Raw genomic sequence first — 18,428 nt, 5'->3', positions numbered from 1 at the left:
GGTAAGCGATAATTAAATCAGGCGATCACCCGGAAGTATGGTTATATTGTTGGGGTGTCGTTCTTTGAATAAGCATACGCCCTGGGGCTGAAATTATCGAATTTATCAAAACATCGCGACCATGAAGAAGATATTTGTTTTCGTTCTGTTCCCCATTTGGTGCTTTGCCCAAACGGATCAGGGCGCGCCCGCATTACAGGTCAAAACCGCCAACGGCATTCTGGAAGGCCTGGACGAGTCGGGCATCCGGGCGTTCAAGGGCGTCCCCTTTGCCGCGCCGCCCGTGGGTGACCTGCGCTGGCGCGAGCCCCAGCCCGTCAAGAACTGGACGGGTGTGCGCAAGGCCGATAAGTTTGGCCCCCGCGCCATGCAGTTGCCCATTTTCGGCGACATGAACTTCCGGTCCGACGGCGTCAGCGAAGACTGCCTGTACCTCAATGTCTGGACGCCCGCCAAAACGGCCACCGACCGCCTCCCGGTGCTGGTCTATTTCTACGGCGGTGGTCTGATCGCCGGCGATGGTTCGGAGCCACGCTACGACGGCGAGAGTCTGGCGCGCCATGGCATCGTGACTGTCACGGTCAATTACCGCCTTACGATATTCGGCTTTTTCTCCCACCCTGAACTGTCAAAAGAATCCCCCCACAAGGCGTCGGGTAACTATGGCTTTCTGGATCAGGCCGCTGCGCTGCAATGGGTACAGAAAAACATTGCCGCTTTCGGGGGGGATCCCAATCGGGTGACGATCGCTGGCGAATCGGCAGGTTCTTTTTCAGTAAGTGCGCAAATGGCTTCTCCGCTGGCGAAGAATCTGATCGCGGGTGCCATCGGCGAAAGCGGGTCGCTGCTGGGTTCTCGTCCGATTTCGTCCTTGTCCGAGGCTGAGCAAACCGGTGTAGAGTTCGGCAAAGTCGTAGGAGCAACTTCGCTGGCTGCCCTGCGGAAAATGCCTGCTCAGGAACTGCTGGAAACTACCACCAAGCCCGGCGTTCCCCGCTTTTCGGCGGTAGTGGATGGGTACTTCTTCCCCAAGCCTCCTGTTGAAGTTTTCGCAAATGGACAGCAGTCACACGTCCCATTGTTGGTGGGCTGGAACTCGCAGGAAAGCGGCTATCAGGGTATATTAGGCAAAGAGCAACCTACCCGCGACAACTACACCGCCGCCGTAAAGAAAATGTATGGTGAGCAGGCCGACCAAATGCTTAAGGTGTATGCTCCGGCTACGGACGCCGAGGTAGAGCAGGTAGCTACCGATATGGCCGGGGATCGGTTTATCGGATTTGGCACCTGGAAATGGGCTGATCTCCACAGTCAGACCGGCGGTAAGCCAGTGTACCGTTACCTCTACGCCCGGCCCCGTCCGGAGATGCGGGCAGAAATGGGCAATGCGACGGCTAACCTCGCGGGCGGCGTCACAAGAAATGACGATGCGACGGCAAAGCGGCCTCCTGCTCCAAAAGGTGCCGTTCACTCGGCAGAAATCGAGTACGCTCTTGGTAATTTACCCACCAACCGCGTGTATGACTGGCAGCCGGAGGATTACAAAGTATCAGAAATCATGCAGCTCTTTTTCGCCAACTTTATTAAAACCGGGAATCCCAACGGTCTGGGCGTTCCGAACTGGCCCGTCGTGAAAAGCGGGCAGCCTGCCGCCGTGATGCATATCGACGTGCAGACCAAGGCTGGGCCGGAAAAGCACCGGGACAGGTACCTGTTACTGGATAAAATGGCGAAAGAGGCGAATTGAAAACCCGCATCGCTTTACGGTTTTTACCAAACTTCCCCAACTACCCCTGGGAAAGTTCGGTAGCTCGTTTTTGGGCCGCGTGAATGCCCTGCGTGAGAGCATCGGCTAACTTGCCTTCCTCGAAGCCTTTCAGGGCTGCTTCGGTAGTGCCGCCTTTGGAGGCCACCGCCTTGATGAGCTCGTCGAGGGAGCGGTCGGCATTATTGATGAGGTGGTAGGAACCAAGCATAGTTTGCTTTACCAGCAGCGTGGCCACCGATTCCTCGAAACCCATTTGTCTGCCCGCTTCGATCATCGTTTTTACCAAATAGAAAAAATAGGCCGGGCCACTGCCACTCAGGGCGGTCACGGCGTCCAGCTGGCCTTCGTCTTCCAGAAAAACCGAGCGGCCGGTGGCGTTGATGAGGTTTTCTACCTTGCGCAACTGCCCCCGCTCCACTTCGGGCGAGGCAGCGTAGGCCGTAATGCCCATGCCCAGCATCGCGGGCGTATTGGGCATGGCCCGCACTACGGGCTGATGATTGAGCGATTCCTGAATGGTTTGCATGGAGATGCCCGCCATAATCGAAAGCACGATCTGCGACGGCTGAATGACCTCACGCAGCGACGCAGCGACTGTCAGATAATCCTGCGGTTTGACCGAAAGAATGACCAGGTCATAAGTACCAATCTCGGGGCTGATGACACCCGTCAATACACCCGGCTGAAAGCTGTGCAGGGTTTCCTTACGCTCGGCGCTTTTTTCCACCAACAGGAAGTCCTCTTTTTTTACCAGATCAAATTTAAGAAAGGCACGGGCGAATGCCATGCCCATATTGCCGCAGCCTACGATGGCGATTTTCATTTAGCTATTGAATTTTTTATTTGAGGGTCGTACAAAAAACACAAAGTAACGAAAAAGCCCGACGCAGAGCCGGGCTTTCTATTGATTCATTGATTGTTCTTTCCTTTTTATTCTCCGCCGAGCAATTCGCTGATTTTGGCTTCCAGCGAGGCCCCGCGCAGGTTTTTGGCAATTACTTTTCCTTCTTTATCCAGCAAAAAAGTAGCCGGAATAGCGTTGACGCCGTAAGTCTGGGCCACGGCGGAATTCCAGAATTTAAGGTCGGAGCCATGCGTCCAGGTCAGGTTGTCTTTTTTGATGGCAGCGAGCCAGGCGGCTTTGTCTTTGTCAAGAGAGACGCCGTAGATCGCGAAGCCCTTGTCTTTGTATTTATCGTAAAGCTTCACCACGTTGGGGTTTTCCATGCGGCAAGGGCCGCACCACGAAGCCCAGAAGTCGATGAGTACGTACTTACCACGCAGCGACGAAAGCGTTACGTCCTGACCTTCGGGATTGTTCAGCGTAAAATCGGGGGCGACATCACCTACCGAAATGCCTTTGAGCCGCTTGACAAAGCCAATGTAGGATTGTGCGATTTTGGACGAAGGGTTTTCCTGCTCAAAACGCTGAGCCACGGCTTCCATCTCGGCAAAGTCCCGCTCCGGATTGAGCATATTGTTGGCTGCAAAAATGGCCACCAGCGAAGTACCCATTTCGGGCAATAGCGTTTTGATTTTAGCCACATGTTCTACCTCGGCAGCCTGGAAATTACCCTGAATCTCCTGCATTTTCTTACTATCCTTTTTCTCGGTAGCCTTGGCGTACTCGTCGTTCCATTTGTTGACTTTGTCCACCATCGCCTGGTTCATTTCCATGAGTTTGGCGTAATACTCCATGTTTTTGGAGCCTTTCACCGTGTACTTGCCGGGCTCACCCTTGTCATTTTTGTCGTAACCGTCGGTCGTGACCGCAAAGTTTTCGCCCCCTTCCACAAGCAGCACTATTTTCTGACGGTCGGCGATATTGAGCATATAAAAATTGCCACCATCTTTCTCTGTGCCCTTAATGGTGAAAGTACCGTCGGCGGCCAGCGTCGTCGAATCCAGAGTCACGGGTGGGTTGGTCGAGAACTGCAGATAAACCTTCTCTCCCGCCGAACCGTTTTTAACTTTGCCTGACACCGTAAATTCCTTAGCGGCAGGCTCCTGCTGCGCAAACGCAAAGACGCTCAATAGCATGAATAGCGCGAGGTACTTTGCTCTTTCTATAAGCATTTGTCCATTCTCCATTGTCAACTGTTCATTAGTTAAGTTTTTGGGCCAAAAGCTGATTGATCATTTTCGGATCGCCTTTGCCTTTCGATTTTTTCATCACTTCTCCGACAAAAAGCCCCATCAAGCCTTTCTTCCCTTTCTGATAAGCTTTTACTTTGTCGGGCATAGACTGAAGAACTTCCTCTACCAACGTCTCGAGTTCGTTTGTATTGCGGTTTTGGAGCCAGTCGCTGGCTTCGGCCAGTTCGCGCGGCGAGCGGCCAGGCTCTTCCAGCAAAGCCGGGAAGGCCTTCTGCGTGGCCACCGAATGGCTGATAACCTGCGTCTCTATCAACTCGATGAGTTCGGCCAGCGTTCCCGGTGTCAGCGGAAAAGCCGCAATTTCCGTACCGCTTTCGTTCAGATACGAGCGAACGGGGCCCATCAGCCAGTTGGAGGCCGTTTTGTAATGGGTAGTCAGGCCGCATAATTCTTCGAAGTAGCGGGCCATGTCCCGCGTATCGGTGAGCAACTCGGCGTCGTAAGCCGGTATCCCGTATTGGCTGACGAATTTTTCCCTTAATTCACGCGGCAGAGCGGGCATTTGGCTTTTTATTGCCTGTACTCTTTCTTCCGTCAACTCCACGGGGCAGAGGTCGGGATCGGGAAAATACCGGTAATCGTTCATCGTTTCCTTCACGCGCATCCCGTAGGTTTCGCCCGTTTCGGCGTCGAACATCCGCGTTTCCTGAAAAAGTGCGTCGCCATTTTCCAGCGCCGACACCTGCCGCCGCCGCTCGTATTCTACGGCCCGCATGATATTGCGGATGGAATTCATGTTCTTGATTTCCACTTTGGTGCCGTATTCTTCCTGCCCGAAGGGCCGTACCGACACGTTGACATCGCAGCGCAGCGAGCCTTCCTCCATGTTGCCATCGCTGATGTCGAGGTAGCGCACCAGACGCCGTATCTCGGTCACGAAGGCACCCGTTTCCTCCGCCGAGCGCAGATCAGGCTCCGACACCATTTCCACCAGCGGAGTTCCGGCGCGGTTGTAGTCGAGTTGGGTATCGCTGCTGCTGCCATCGTGCACCGACTTGCCCGCATCTTCTTCCAGATGGATGTGGTGAAAGCGTATCGTACGCTCTACCGGATTATTTTCCTGGTCCTTGGTCGTAACCGTCACGCCGCCCCCCACACAAATCGGGGCTTTGTCCTGTGAGATCTGGTAGCCCTTGGGCAAATCCGGGTAGAAATAATTTTTGCGGTCAAAAATAGTGTGGCGGCTGATGTCGCAGCCGCAGGCCAGCCCCAGCCTTACCGCGTATTCCACGGCCTTTTGATTCAGTTTGGGCAAAGTACCCGGCAACGCCAGCGTCAGCGGGCTGATGTGCGTGTTGGGTTCGCCACCGAAGCGGTTGGTATCCGAGGCAAAGAGTTTGGAGTCGGTCAGGAGCTGGCAATGCACTTCCAGACCGATGACAGTTTCGTATTTTTCCAAAAGCTCATCCGGTAGTTCGGTGGGTGTGAATTCAGTAGAGGTCATAAGTATTGGCTATATCGGCAAAGGTAGGGTGTTTCTGCCTGAGGCGAAGGTAAAAGATCTAACTTCCCCACTCCTCTACCACCTTCAGAAACAATTCCCGTAAAAACACTGTTCGCTTTCCGGGATGGCCATCGGCAATGGTGTGTTCGCCGACCTGTACGATGGGCACCGCCCATTTGGTGGTGCTGGTGGTGAAGCACTCGTCGGCGTTAATCAACTCGTCGAACAGAACGGGCCGCACCTGCACATCGAAGTGAGGAGCGGCGAGTTCGAGAAACGCGCGGCGGGTGATGCCGTTCAGCACATTACGATCGGGCGTGATCAGCGCGTCGCCTTTAAAAAGAAAAACATTGCTTCGGGTGAGTTCACTTATTTCGCCGCCTTTATGAAAAAGCAAATCCGCCGCGCCCTGCGCCTTCATCTCTCCGGCCTGCAGAATCATGTGGAGGTAGTTTGTGGTCTTGATTTCGGGTAAATCGCGGACATAATCGTAGGGCAGCACCTTTATTCCTTCGCGGAGAGAAGTTGGATTATCTTTGGGCAACGGCTCACAGCGAATCAGAAAATTGGGTTGTGTCACCGTCACGCTGTCGGCGGCGTAGCCACCCGTCAATACAAAACGGAATGCCACTTCGGCCTCACCCGAACGCTTGTACAGGTCGGCCAGGATATCAGCGGTTTCGTCCTGCGTAAGCGGTGGTGCCATATGCAGCGACCGGGCCGAGTTCGCGAATCTCGTCCAATAATCATCCCAGCGAAACGGGACGCCGTTGTAGGTGCGAAAGTAGTCGAACATACCATAACCCCGCAGCAGACCCAGATCGTTTGTTTTGAGCAGGTCGGCGTCGTTGGGAAAGATTTGGCCGTTAAAATATTGCGCGTAGGGCATAAGTGAAGACGATTGAGACAAGTACGTACCTCACAAAAATGGCAAGAAAATCCGACAATGGCGGTGATTTATTGTTTGAATTCCGCCACGTTTTCCTTCGTCACCAACTGAAACGGAATCAGCACTTCCTTTTCATAGGGCTGCTTGTCAATGATTTTCAGAGCCGTTTCGATCGCCTGAGAACCCTGCTGTCCGGCATTCTGAAACACGGTGGCATCGAGCGTTCCCTTTTCTACGGCTTGCAGCGCGTCGGGAATAGCGTCAATGCTCACAACTACCACCTTATTCTTCATCCCGGCGGCTTCCAGGGCTTTGACGGCTCCCATGCCCATTTCATCATTTTGGGCAAAAACGGCATCGATCTTGTTGCCGTAAGATTGTATCCAGTTTTCCATGAGCGACATGGACTTGGCGCGGTCCCATTCACCCGTTTGGTGAGCCAGCATTTTCAGACCAGGGTACTTTTTCAGGATTTCGCGCGCGCCCTGCTCACGCTGGATTTGAGCGGCCTGGCCCATATAGCCGTGAATCATAATCACATTGCCCTTTCCACTTAGTCTCTTGGCAATATACTCCATCGCGATGCGGCCCGACTCCACATCGTCGGAACCGACGAAGGCGGTGGGCTTGGTAGCTGTAGCCGAGTTGACGTTAATGATCGGAATTCCTGCCGCTAGTGCCTTAGTCACGGCGGGCGAACTCGCCTCCACTTCGCAGGGGTTCATGATGATAGCATCTACCCCCTGTGCAATAAAACTCTCTACCTGCTCGATCTGCTTCAGTGCCGACCGTTCGGCATCCACTACAATCAGTTCCGCACCGACAGCTTCGGCCTTTTTCTCCATTTCGTCGCTGATGTTGACGATGAACTCATTCTGCATGCTCAGCATCGAAACGCCAATAAGCGGCTTACCGCCGTTGGCGCCGTCGTCGGATTGATTGCAGCCCGTTAAGGCCACGAAAAAAGTAAGGATCAGGAGAATTTGCTTCATGGTTTTGAGGGAAAGTGTTTTGGGTAAAGAAGCGAAAGGGAAGGGATTTACTTATCCCTTTCGATTTAACCCGTCAAGTACCACCGCCCCAATGATGATCACTCCCATCACTACTTCCTGATAATAAGAGGTGACATTGAGCAGATCCAGCCCATTGCTGATCACCCCGATCAGCAAAGCGCCGATGAGCGTCCCGGTCATGGTGCCGCTGCCGCCCGAGGTACTGGTGCCGCCGATGATGGCGGCGGCGATGGCGTCGAGTTCGAAGCCTTGCCCGGCATTGGGTTGTCCGGTGGTGATGCGGGAAGTCAGCACGATACCCGCCAGTGCAGCGAGCGCCCCACAGAGCGTGTAAACGATCATCTTGACTTTGGCCACCGAGATTCCCGACGCTCGTGCGGCCTGTTCATTGCCGCCTACGGCATACATATAGCGCCCCCAAATCGTTTTTTTGAGCAAAAGCGTACAAAGCCCAAAAACCACAACCAGAATGATAATGGGAAAAGGAATTCCGAACACCTGGCCCCCTCCAATAAAATTAAACGTATCCGAAAGGTTGGAAACAGGCCGCCCTTTACTCAGTATCAGGGCCAATCCGCGCCCGATGGTCATCGTGCCGAGGGTGACGATGAAAGGGGGTACTTTGCTTCTGGTAATGACCAGGCCATTGAAGCCTCCCATCGCCACGCCCGCCGCCAGCGCGATTCCCAAGGGCACAACCAACGGGTAGGTGTCGGGATGCGCAAACAAAGCCGCAGCGACGCCCGTCACCGCTACCATCGACCCCAGCGACAGGTCTATCCCTCCCGTGATGATGACAAACGTAACCCCGAAAGCCAGCAGAGCGTTGATAGACACCTGCGTGAGGATGATGGTCAGGTTACCCACCGTCAGGAAGCGCGGCGTCGTCAATGCCAGGGCGGCGCAAATAACCACGAAGGCCAGCAAAATGCCGAAAACACCCAGGCTGCGAACCCTGGTGCTGTATGAATTTCTGGCTTGAAGAATCGTGGTCGTAATCTTTTGTTTCATACTAAGTAGTTCATTTTAGCCATGACTTGACTCCGTCAAAGTCCTGTTCACAGCGGTCAGTTTAGCGCTGGATGGCGTGGTTCATGATTTTCTCCTGACTGATGGTTTGCCCCGATAAAACTGCCGTTTGCCGCCCTTCGGCCAATACCAGCACCCGGTCACAAAGGCCAAGTACTTCGGGTAGTTCGGATGAAATAAGCAGTACCGCTATTCCCTGCGCGGTAAGCTGACGGATGAGTTTATAGATTTCGTGCTTGGCTCCTATGTCGATACCACGCGTGGGTTCATCGAAAATAATGATTTCCGGTTCGGCAAGCAGAGTTTTACCAATCAGCACCTTCTGCTGGTTGCCGCCGCTGAGTTGGAGCACCTGCTGAGACAGTCCGGCAGTTTTGATGTGCAGATCCGTCGCCATCCGGCTTGCGGCGGCTTTCTCGCTTCCGGCGTCGATAAAACCGCCTCGCAAGTGATCGCGCAGACTTGACAGTGTCATCGTGTGCAGCACCGACATGCCCGGAACACAGCCCCAGGCCTTGCGATCCTCGCTCACGTAACCAATGCCGTGCCGGATGGCGTCCTCCGGCGACCGGATCGTTGTCTTTTCACTTTTTATAAAAATCTCACCTTCCGCCAAAGGGTCCAACCCGAAGATTGCACGGGCTACCTCCGTCCGGCCCGCCCCCATGAGTCCGGCCAGGCCAAGTACCTCACCCGCGCGCAGGTCGAAACTAATGTCCTGAAATTTGCCGGGAATGCTCAAATTTTTAACCGAAAGAACCACCTCGCCCTTCTCGGCTGTCGCCTCGGGAAAAAGACTATCGATCGTGCGCCCAACCATCATTGTAATCAAGGTACTTTGGTCCAGTTCGGCGGCGGGCTTTGTCCCAACGTATTTTCCGTCACGCAGTACCGTGACGGTGTCGGCAATCTGGGCGATTTCCTCCATCTTGTGCGAGATGTAAATGATGGACACCCCTTTGGCTTTTAAATCTTTTATTATTCCAAAAAGTGCAGCCACTTCTTTTTCGGATAAAGCGGAGGTGGGCTCATCCATGATTATCACTCTGGCATCGTACGAAATGGCCTTGGCGATTTCGACCATCTGCATTTCGGCCACGCTCAGGTACTTCATCCTAGTGTGGGCATCCAGCGCTACGCCCAGATCAGTGAGGAGTTGCTTCGTTGTTTGGTAAATGCTCCGATCGTCCAGCCAGCCCGGCAACCAGCGGGTACTTTCGCGACCCAGGAAGATATTCTCGGCCACGGTTAGCTCCGGGACTACCTGTAATTCCTGATGAATCATGGAAATTCCCCGGTCCAGCGCATCGCGCACGCCGTGGTTTTCCCAGGATTTCCCGGCAAGCATGATTTCACCCGAGTCGGCCGTCTCCAGTCCCATCAGAATTTTCATCAAAGTGGACTTGCCCGCGCCATTTTCGCCCATCAAAGCGTGTACTTCGCCCCCATTGAGCGTAAATTCAACTTTGTCCAGTGCTTTGATGCCGCCAAATGATTTAGAAAGGGCTCTTACAACAAGTACCGGGCGGGCTGTCTGATTATCCATAAAATGAAAAAACGGCAAATCCGGATTCGCCATTGATTTTTGTTTTTACAAAAAGCGAATGTGGCAACGCTCTACCTATTTGCCCCTGCTCAATTTTAAACCGAAGCGATCATTTTCTCTCCAAAATCCAAAAATTTTCCTTGTTTATGGGTACCTTAGTGGTTCTGTCTCCTTTATACTAATAGTAGTACGGGCCAATGGCCCCGCTTTTGAAGACTTTGTGGAATTGATTCATTTTACTTCCAGCACAATAACACTACGAGTACCATTTCCCAATTACCCCCATGAATTTGAAATACCTTACCGCCGGACTTCTTTTTTTTGTCAGTTCCAGCGTTTTTTCTCAAGACAAACCCACCAATTACGCTCAGAAAATACCCGGTACCAACCAGGAATACGAAATGGTAGCCATTCCCGGCGGAGAATTCACGATGGGCAGTCCGGCTTCCGAAGCAAACCGCAATGCCGATGAAGGTCCGCAGCATACGGTGAAGCTAGATGGTTTCTGGATGGGCAAGTACGAAGTAACCTGGGACTTTTTCGATCTCTATTCTTTCAAGAACATGGAGGCTGAAATGGCAAAACGCTATCCTGATGACGAAAAAAGCGTAGCCAAGACCGACGCCAGCACCCGCCCCAGCCCTCCCTATGTGGATATGTCGTTCGGTATGGGCCGCGCGGGCTACCCGGCCATCAATATGACGCAATATTCGGCCATCCATTTTTGCAAATGGTTGTATGACAAAACGGGCGTGTTTTACCGCCTGCCTACCGAGGCAGAGTGGGAATACGCCGCGCGCGCGGGTACTAAAACAGCCTACTCGTTCGGCGACGACCCGGCCAAGCTTGATGAATACGCCTGGTATAAGAAGAACAGCGGTGGTACTTACAAAAAAGTCGGCACAAAAAAGCCTAACCCATGGGGATTGTACGATATGCACGGCAACGTGATGGAATGGACGCTCGATCAGTATCTTCCCGATTTTTACGCCAAAGCCGACGGGGTAGTGGATAACCCTTACGTACCCGTCACGGAGTTATACCCCAACTCCGTAAGAGGTGGCTCCTGGGACGATGATGCAGCAGTGGCCCGCTCCGCCGCGAGGACACCCTCCGCGGCCGAATGGAAGATGCTCGACCCGCAACTACCCAAGAGCGAGTGGTGGATGACCAACGCCTCTTTTCTGGGAATGCGTCTGGTACGGCCCTTCAAAACGCCTACTCCCGAGGAAATTGAGGCGTATTACAATCCAGAACTGATTGAGGATTATTGATATGGGCCGTCAACGGTCGGCTTTCGGCCACTGGATTAATAATATGAAGTACAATTAAGCGATTTATAATCAGCCAAATAAGTAAACTGATTAGCAAACGTTCTTTGCTCTAATAAACTACATTTTTAAACCGTAATAACCAGAGGTAAAAAAGCTGAGAGCCAAAAGCCGACTGCCGATTGCCATTAAAAACAACAATCATGGAACAAAAAAGACGTGAATTTCTGAAAGCTTCCGGGCTACTGGCCGGAGGAATTGCCCTGAGTCCGCTCTCGTCCTATGGCTTCAACAGTAATGTGGATGACACTATAAAGGTCGCATTGATCGGTTGTGGCGGCCGCGGAACCGGCGCAGCGGCGCAGGCCCTCAGCACCAAACAGAACGTGAAGATCGTAGCGATGGCCGATGCTTTCCGTGATCGTCTGGAGACTTCATACAAGAGTCTTACTTCCAAAAAATATAAAGATGCCAACGGCAAAACCGTAGACGGCACCACCAAAGTGGACGTGCCCGACAGCCGCAAGTTTGTGGGCTTTGAGGCTTACAAAGATGCAATGGCGCTCGCCGATGTCGTCATTCTGGCAACACCTCCTGGCTTCCGGCCTTACCATTTCGAAGAAGCAGTGAAGCAGGGCAAGCAGGTTTTCATGGAAAAACCCGTAGCTACCGATGCTCCCGGCATCAGGAAAGTACTGGAGGTAGCCGAGATCGCCAAGAAAAAGAAACTGAACGTAGTGACAGGCCTTCAGCGCCACTATCAGCCCAACTATCGCGAAGCGATCAAGCGCATTGAGGATGGCGCCCTGGGGGACATCGTGGGTGGACAAGTGTACTGGATCAGCGGTGGCGTGTGGGTAAAAGACCGTTTACCCAGCATGACTGAAATGGAATACCAAATGCGTAACTGGTATTACTTTAACTGGTTGTGTGGCGACCACATTGTCGAGCAGCACGTCCACAATATTGACGTGGCCAACTGGGTCAAGGGCGGCTACCCCGTAACTATTCAGGGAACGGGCGGTCGCGAGGTACGCGACGATAAGAAGTACGGCGAAATATTCGACCACCATTGCCTGGATTTGGTCTATGCCGATGGCACGACGATTTCGAGCCAGTGCCGTCACTATGAAGGTACTTATAGCCGCGTGGATGAGGCTTTCGTGGGCACTAAGGGCCGCATCGACAGCTTTGCCAACAATAATACCGTGCTAAAAGATTATAAAGGTAAAGAAATATACAAGCACGATTCCAAAGGAGACGGCAACCCCTACCAAATCGAACACGACGAATTGTTTGACGCCATCGCCAAGGGAGAGTACAAATTTGCCGATGCCGAGCGCACCGCCAAAAGTACCATGACGGCGATCATGGGTCGTATGGCTACGTATTCCGGCAAGCAAGTGAAGTGGGACGAAGCGCTAAACTCGGATATCAGCCTTTTCCCCGACAAGCTCGCCTGGGACGCCATGCCCAAAGTACTGCCCGACGAGAACGGCTACTATCCTGTACCCGTGCCTGGCAAGACCCGCGCAGTGTAGAGTCAATTTATCGCTTGGTGAAAAAAGCCCGTTTCGTGAGAAGCGGGCTTTTTTTGGTATAAGCGGAGGGCTTCGCACGATAGAAAAAATATTTCAATAAAAAAACAAAGTTTTCATTAAAATATTTATTTATCTTAGATAACTTTATAATCCCTTCGTGCTCAGCCGTATTACCCTATGAAAGCCGATCCCATTGAAGCATTTATCGAAACGGCCGCCAGCCTGCTGAGTCTGAAAGCCCTTCAATATCTGGGCGGGCGTCTTGGCGTCCGTCGCTTTGCTCTTCGCCACCTGCTGCGCGGAGTCCACCCCTTTGACGGTGTCTCCTACATGCAGATAGATCATTTACTTATCCCATTGACGTTTCTTTCTTACAAGAAGGTATATACCTCTGCCAGTTAAAAGCCAATGACATCTCCATCACAAAAAAACTGATCGTGAGTAAGAAATGAGAAAAGGAAGTCATGGCCCTCGATTGGCAGGAAGCCTTTTTCGTTTTATACGCATTTAACTAAATCAATACTATTATGAAAACAAAAACAGCCCTACTGCTGCTCAGTCTTGGCCTTTGCCTCTTTGCCTGCAAGAAGCCCCAAGAGGTCGTGGACGACAAGCCCGCTATCAAGTCCATCTCCTTCGAGGGAATCCCCGCACAGAACGTGCGGCTGGACGCGCGCACCTCGATCATCACCGTTCAGCTACCCGCTGTCTTGCCGGAGGTAGGGCTAAAGCCCGTGCTGGAACTGGTCAACGGGGCAAGCGTCGTCCGGGGCCTGCTGCCGGACGGCACGATCAGCGTTTCTTCGTACTGTGCCTGCAACTACCCTTCCGGTGCTGGCACATATAAGGATACGCTGGCCATCGTAGTGGGCAACGCGGCAAAGACGACCTACTATCGGCTGAGGATAATCCCGCCGACTGGCCCCATGAAGGCAATCGCAACCGACACTCAGTTTGTGTTTTCCCGCCAAACTAAGCTGCTTCGGTTGAGTTTGCCCGTCGAGAATCTGTACACCAATCCACAGGTGAGACAGATAGACTTCATCAATGTAGCCACTGGGCTAAGATCGGTTGTCAACGCCGATGCCTCCTGCCTGAGCGGTTGCTCGGATGAAGCTCCCAACCAACTGCTCATCAACTTAACCTCTCCAATCGAGCTAAGGCTAACGCCTGGCACCTATAAGGTGACTGCGGGCGGCGTTGAATTTCCACAGAAATTGGTGGTGACTGAGTGAGGGCCGAGACGAAAACACAATCGCCCATGAAAACAAAAACCGCCCTACTGCTGCTCGTGCTTGGCCTCCATTCTTGTAACAGTCCCGATGAAGTCCCTGACGACCGGGCTGCCATCAAGTCCATTTCCTTCGAGGGCGTCCCCGCCCAGAACGTGACCATCGACCGCGCCTTGTCCACGATCAACATAAGGATACCCACCGAACTGCGGGGCGGCTTAAGACCCGTCCTGGAACTGAACGAGGGGGCTAGCGTGGTGGGAGGATTGACGGCCGATGGGCTGGTCAACCTGGGTCCATATTGTTCTTGCTACATCAATGGTGCCCAATCGCAGATCGTAGTGGACAAGGAAAGCTCGAATTCTTCCTTGAAGTACCGAAGGTCGTACGCTGTGAAAATCGTGAACCAGGGGCCGCTGAAGGCATTAGACAGCACCATTCCGCTCACTTTTTCCCGAAAGACAAACCGATTAGTCATGCACCTACCCGTTGAGAACCTGTACACCAACCCCAGGATTTCACAATTGAAGTTTACTAATGTTGAGACGGGAGTAGGGCCGCTTCTTGACGCCGATGGCAACTGCCTGAACAGTTGCTCGAACAGCGCCATCAACCAGCTTATTTTTAACTTTTCGGCTCCGACCATGAGCGTACAGTACCTTATGCCAGGTACTTACACCGTCTCTGCCAACGGCATTGAGTTCCCCCAGAAGCTGGTGGTGACGGAGTGAGGGCTAATTCGATTTTGGCAAGCACTCCCGTGCGAATCCCATTCATCGGCATTTTTTTTTCAGCATTCCAGGTCGATTAGAGGCTATCGAGAACCCTGATACGAAAAGTTACCATTTGCTGAGCAAAAGTTACCATTCAGTAATTGTTTCAAGTTGATCCATTCCTTTCTTTTGTCAGATCGGAAATTCCGAACCATCTGGCTTGGAGTCAATTGATTCTCAGGCAGGCCTGAATTTTTCTATTAACTCAATCGACTGGTGTATGAAGAAGTGCTCCACCTTTCTGCTTACCCGTTTGTTGGCTCTTGCCGCGATTATAGCCAGCAGCCTCCTTAATGAAGCTGCCGCGCAGGACTTGTCCTCCGAGCTGATTTCTTACTCAAGCAAGCTGCTCGAACAGCTACCAGCGAAGCATAGGCAAACTGCTAGTGAGTTGACCGAAGATAAGAATGTCACGTCCTATCTGATCCGCATCAATTCTATCAAAAATGCTGTGCGAGATAATACAATTACACTCACTCTGCCAGGAAGCGAGGAGGCGATCAGAGTTGCACTGGATAGAATCGAATATCACGATGAAAAAAACTACATCGTAGCTGGCAAAGTGGAAAACACTCTGCTTACTGTCCTCTTCTCGAGCCATGAGGGCCGAAAAGGCGGACTCATCCAAGGGTTTGAATCAACCTACGAGATTTTCGACTTGGCCGAGGAAGGCCAGCTTCTGGTGAAAAGCAACAATGCGGAGAGCAGCGAAAATTTTTGCGGGTTGGAGCAGACATCTGGTAATCCTCCCCTACTATCTGAACAAATACCAAACAACACCGGCAGAAAATCCTTAGCTAACGCTCGTGTGGATGCATGTACAAGTAACATTCGAGTTTTATTCCTACACGACACATTTATCGGATCATCTACTGCAACTTCTTACGCCTACAATTCGATTGATATACTTAACCAAGCTATATCAGCCAGCAGTGTTAATAACTCCTTGGGTTACGCACAATTGGCAGGAGTAACTTCAATCAATTACACTCCTAGTAATCAGTCTGATATACGTGCAGATGCCGTCAACTTGTCAAATAACTCTACTGCTCAAAGTCTCAGAGATACGTATAAAGCGGATTTGGTGGTTCTTATTTCGCACGAATATTATAATGGGTTAGGAGGCGTACCTAACCCTGAAGATATTGCGCACCCTCACAACGGAAGAGCTTACGCAATAGTTACAACCGTTGGTAATTCCACTGTTCCCCTTGTGGTTGCGCACGAGTTAAGTCATCTCTATGGATGCAACCATGAAGACGTAGCCTATGGACTGTATTATTCCAAAGCCAAGGTATTTGGTGGGCCAAATAATAATACATACAAGACACTGGTAGCTAGCGCATCCACAAATAGCAACTTAGCAATTGCTTATTCAAACCCTAATAAGACATACAATGGTTATGTAATGGGCGATGCAACTAGCAATAATACTCAAGTAATGAGCACCTACGCAGGAGGCGTCAAGAACTTTCGCCCCGAGCCGAATGTACTGAGTACCTACATCGACGGTACTTATAGCGGCATTGCTTACCATATGTACACCTTCGAGGCGATAACGAGTTGTGGGTCTGACCCGTACTCTTACCAATGGCAAGTTTCTACAGATGGGTTTAATTATGGGTCGGTGCTTGGAACAGGAGAATTTTTCAATACGCATCTTTATCATAACGGTAATCACTGGCATTACATCAAGCTGACAGTCACTTCGGCGGATAACCAGACCAAACAGTCTACCCATCAAGTATGGGTGGATGACAATAACCCCTACCGGGTGGGAGTAGTGGAAAATGCAGTCGTTGACAATACAGAGAAGGAATTTCAGGAGGGTACCTTATACCCTAACCCCGTCAGTAGTTTCGCTAAGGTCGATTTAGAATTGACCGAAGCAGGCAATGTATCTATTGATATATATGGCATTGCCGGAACTCTGATAGCCCGTCCTATCAGCCAAAAGATGGAACGGGGCCAGCATCGACAGATTGTTCCATTGGATAAATATGCCCTGCCCGATGGTGAATACCTCATTCGCGTACAAACTCCAAATAAGGTAAAAACGTATAAAGCCGTCTATCGCCATGAAACCCATTAACCTTATTTTGTTCCTCGTTTTAGGATTAGCAGCCGATGGCTGCCACCCTAGCGAACCGGATGTGATGCCCATGAATTTCTCGATGGAGATCAACGGGGTGAGGTATCAGCAGAGCGTAGTAGCGGAAAAACCTAATAAACAACTGCTTCTGGCCCTATCAAATAACGACAGTTTCTCGTGCGGTTTTGACATTGTGTGGCTGACTTTGACCAAGCCTGTGTTTGACGGAGCTTTGCTCGCAGTGTACCTCAGTATTCCCACATTAGTTAAGAGCTACCCTTTGACTAGCTACTTTCCTTACGAGGTCCCCTGTAGGCAAGCTGACAGTCTTAGGGTATATGTCAACATAGAGGAACAGCCCGAGGTAGCTCGCCCTATCGACATCACCAGCATCGCGGTGTATGATTTGGCCAAAGACCCGGCCAACTACTTGGAAGTAACGCACTTCGATGCAGAAAAGCGGCAACTGCGGGGCCGCTTCCATATCAAGGTGGTGCGGTCAGGGGTCAACAAACACATACCCATTCCGCTATCTGACACACTGGTGCTGTCCAATGGTGAATTCAGCGTGGGGTTCAGCCGAAAAACTTCCTGATTGGGCTACCCTCTGCCGCTGGCCGACACGCTGGTGATCAAAAACGGGAAGTTCAGCTTCATCTTCAGGCGGGAATGAGGAGAAGAAGGCAGGTTTTTCATTCCAGCGTCCTCCATTCGCGGGTTTTCCCTCCTTCCGTTTCCAGCAGCCACACCTGCACGCCCGGAAATCGGCGGAGGATTTTTCGGCTACGCCGGATTCCCCCCACGCTGACAGCCGTAGCCAAAGCGTCAGCCAAAGTACCGTTCGGCGCGATGACGGTCGTGCGCACATGGAAGCGTAAGCCGACGCCCGTCTCGGGATCGACAATGTGCGAGTAGCGGACGCCTTCGTGTTCCAGGTAGCGGTAGGTGGCCCCCGAGGTGGCAACGCCCGCCTGGGCGAGCGGCATCGATACGGTAGAATCCCCGGAACCGACGCTGATTTCCCAGGCTTTCCTACCGGGCGGTGGCTGGGCCAGCGTAATGTCCCCTCCGGCGTCGATCAGCACGGATGTTATCCCGAGATTTTCCAGCAGTTTCACGGCTTCGTCGGCGGCGTACCCTTTCCCGATGCCGCCCACATCCAGCCGCATACCGGAGCGGATAAGCCTGACCGATTGCGAACGGCAGCGTAGTTTGACAAAACGGTAACCGACTGCTCGCCGCGCTACTTTTAGTTCGGCTTCGGTTGGGAACTCGTTGCGTCGTATAGCCCGCCGCCAGAGTTGGACTACCGGGCCGATGGTTACGTCGAACGTACCGCCCGTACGGCGGCTTACTTTTTTGGAAATAGAAAGAATCCTGAACAAATCATCACTTACGGCGATCCATTGGCCGCTCCCGGAAGTGGCCGACAGACGGTTAATCTCGCTGCCGTCGCGGTAGTCGCTCAATAAATCGTTGAGCTGCTCGATGCGGCCAAAGGCCCGATGGGCGGCTTCGTCGGCTACGGAATCATTTTTGGCATAAAACACCAACCGAAAAGGCGAGCCCATTAGCCCCTTCTCGAATTCGTAGCGCTTTTCCTGTCCAAAGCCCGAAGTTGGCAAGTAGATTGGAATCAGGATTATACTTATATTCAAAAAAAAGCGGAGGCT

17 protein-coding genes are annotated in these 18,428 nt (G+C 52.1%); 9 read left to right on the top strand and 8 right to left on the bottom strand.

Going from position 1 to position 18,428, the window contains the following annotated elements; genetic code table 11:
* Positions 1 to 121 precede the first annotated feature (121 nt).
* Entirely contained in the window at positions 122 to 1,747 is a 1,626-nt protein-coding gene (locus tag IE117_RS00700) for a carboxylesterase/lipase family protein (RefSeq protein WP_189562414.1), read from the top strand.
* Between the two features lie 40 nt (positions 1,748 to 1,787).
* Here the strand turns inward: IE117_RS00700 and proC are convergent, their stop codons facing one another.
* The 7 genes from proC to IE117_RS00665 all read right to left on the bottom strand — a co-directional run bounded on the left by proC (position 1,788) and on the right by IE117_RS00665 (position 9,846).
* A complete protein-coding gene (proC, locus tag IE117_RS00695) occupies positions 1,788 to 2,591 on the bottom strand; it encodes a pyrroline-5-carboxylate reductase (RefSeq protein ID WP_189562412.1) in 804 nt (267 codons plus the stop codon).
* Between the two features lie 107 nt (positions 2,592 to 2,698).
* Positions 2,699 to 3,859, bottom strand: a complete 1,161-nt coding sequence (locus IE117_RS00690) for a TlpA disulfide reductase family protein (protein WP_229580106.1) — start codon at positions 3,857 to 3,859, stop codon at positions 2,699 to 2,701.
* Positions 3,860 to 3,872: 13 nt separating this feature from the next.
* Complete coding sequence (gene gatB / locus IE117_RS00685; protein WP_189562410.1) at positions 3,873 to 5,369, bottom strand: Asp-tRNA(Asn)/Glu-tRNA(Gln) amidotransferase subunit GatB; 1,497 nt, start codon at positions 5,367 to 5,369, stop codon at positions 3,873 to 3,875.
* A 58-nt stretch (positions 5,370 to 5,427) separates the two neighbouring features.
* Entirely contained in the window at positions 5,428 to 6,258 is an 831-nt protein-coding gene (locus tag IE117_RS00680; protein ID WP_189562408.1) for an aminotransferase class IV, read from the bottom strand.
* A 68-nt stretch (positions 6,259 to 6,326) separates the two neighbouring features.
* On the bottom strand, positions 6,327 to 7,250 hold the full coding sequence (locus IE117_RS00675; RefSeq protein ID WP_189562406.1) for a sugar ABC transporter substrate-binding protein: 924 nt from the start codon (positions 7,248 to 7,250) through the stop codon (positions 6,327 to 6,329).
* Between the two features lie 51 nt (positions 7,251 to 7,301).
* A complete protein-coding gene (locus IE117_RS00670) occupies positions 7,302 to 8,282 on the bottom strand; it encodes an ABC transporter permease (protein ID WP_189562404.1) in 981 nt (326 codons plus the stop codon).
* A gap of 61 nt (positions 8,283 to 8,343) precedes the next feature.
* Complete coding sequence (locus IE117_RS00665) at positions 8,344 to 9,846, bottom strand: sugar ABC transporter ATP-binding protein (RefSeq protein ID WP_189562402.1); 1,503 nt, start codon at positions 9,844 to 9,846, stop codon at positions 8,344 to 8,346.
* A gap of 284 nt (positions 9,847 to 10,130) precedes the next feature.
* Here IE117_RS00665 and IE117_RS00660 point away from each other — a divergent pair, with 284 nt between their 5' ends.
* The 8 genes from IE117_RS00660 (at position 10,131) to IE117_RS00630 (ending at position 17,350) form a co-directional block, all read left to right on the top strand.
* Positions 10,131 to 11,120, top strand: a complete 990-nt coding sequence (locus IE117_RS00660; RefSeq protein WP_189562400.1) for a formylglycine-generating enzyme family protein — start codon at positions 10,131 to 10,133, stop codon at positions 11,118 to 11,120.
* Between the two features lie 200 nt (positions 11,121 to 11,320).
* Entirely contained in the window at positions 11,321 to 12,658 is a 1,338-nt protein-coding gene (locus IE117_RS00655) for a Gfo/Idh/MocA family protein (protein ID WP_189562399.1), read from the top strand.
* A 177-nt stretch (positions 12,659 to 12,835) separates the two neighbouring features.
* Complete coding sequence (locus IE117_RS00650) at positions 12,836 to 13,060, top strand: hypothetical protein (RefSeq protein ID WP_189562397.1); 225 nt, start codon at positions 12,836 to 12,838, stop codon at positions 13,058 to 13,060.
* Complete coding sequence (locus IE117_RS26640; RefSeq protein WP_510186714.1) at positions 13,042 to 13,110, top strand: hypothetical protein; 69 nt, start codon at positions 13,042 to 13,044, stop codon at positions 13,108 to 13,110. The genes IE117_RS00650 and IE117_RS26640 overlap by 19 nt, the downstream gene beginning before the upstream one ends.
* Before the next feature lie 75 nt (positions 13,111 to 13,185).
* Positions 13,186 to 13,893: a hypothetical protein gene (locus IE117_RS00645; RefSeq protein WP_189562395.1), complete on the top strand. Its 708-nt coding sequence runs from the start codon at positions 13,186 to 13,188 to the stop codon at positions 13,891 to 13,893.
* A 26-nt stretch (positions 13,894 to 13,919) separates the two neighbouring features.
* Positions 13,920 to 14,621, top strand: coding sequence for a hypothetical protein (locus tag IE117_RS00640; protein ID WP_189562393.1), 702 nt, complete (start codon positions 13,920 to 13,922; stop codon positions 14,619 to 14,621).
* 262 nt (positions 14,622 to 14,883) lie between these two features.
* Entirely contained in the window at positions 14,884 to 16,755 is a 1,872-nt protein-coding gene (locus tag IE117_RS00635; RefSeq protein WP_189562391.1) for a zinc-dependent metalloprotease, read from the top strand.
* Positions 16,742 to 17,350 carry a hypothetical protein gene (locus IE117_RS00630; protein WP_189562389.1) on the top strand — a complete coding sequence of 203 codons (609 nt, stop codon included), beginning with the start codon at positions 16,742 to 16,744 and terminating at the stop codon, positions 17,348 to 17,350. The genes IE117_RS00635 and IE117_RS00630 overlap by 14 nt, the downstream gene beginning before the upstream one ends.
* A gap of 97 nt (positions 17,351 to 17,447) precedes the next feature.
* Here the strand turns inward: IE117_RS00630 and IE117_RS00625 are convergent, their stop codons facing one another.
* Entirely contained in the window at positions 17,448 to 18,413 is a 966-nt protein-coding gene (locus IE117_RS00625; RefSeq protein WP_229580103.1) for an FAD:protein FMN transferase, read from the bottom strand.
* Positions 18,414 to 18,428 lie beyond the last annotated feature (15 nt).

The sequence above is a fragment of the Persicitalea jodogahamensis genome (genome assembly GCF_014651615.1).
GTDB classification, from domain to species: Bacteria; Bacteroidota; Bacteroidia; order Cytophagales; family Spirosomataceae; genus Persicitalea; species Persicitalea jodogahamensis.
This window is presented reverse-complemented; position numbering and strand designations above follow the sequence as displayed.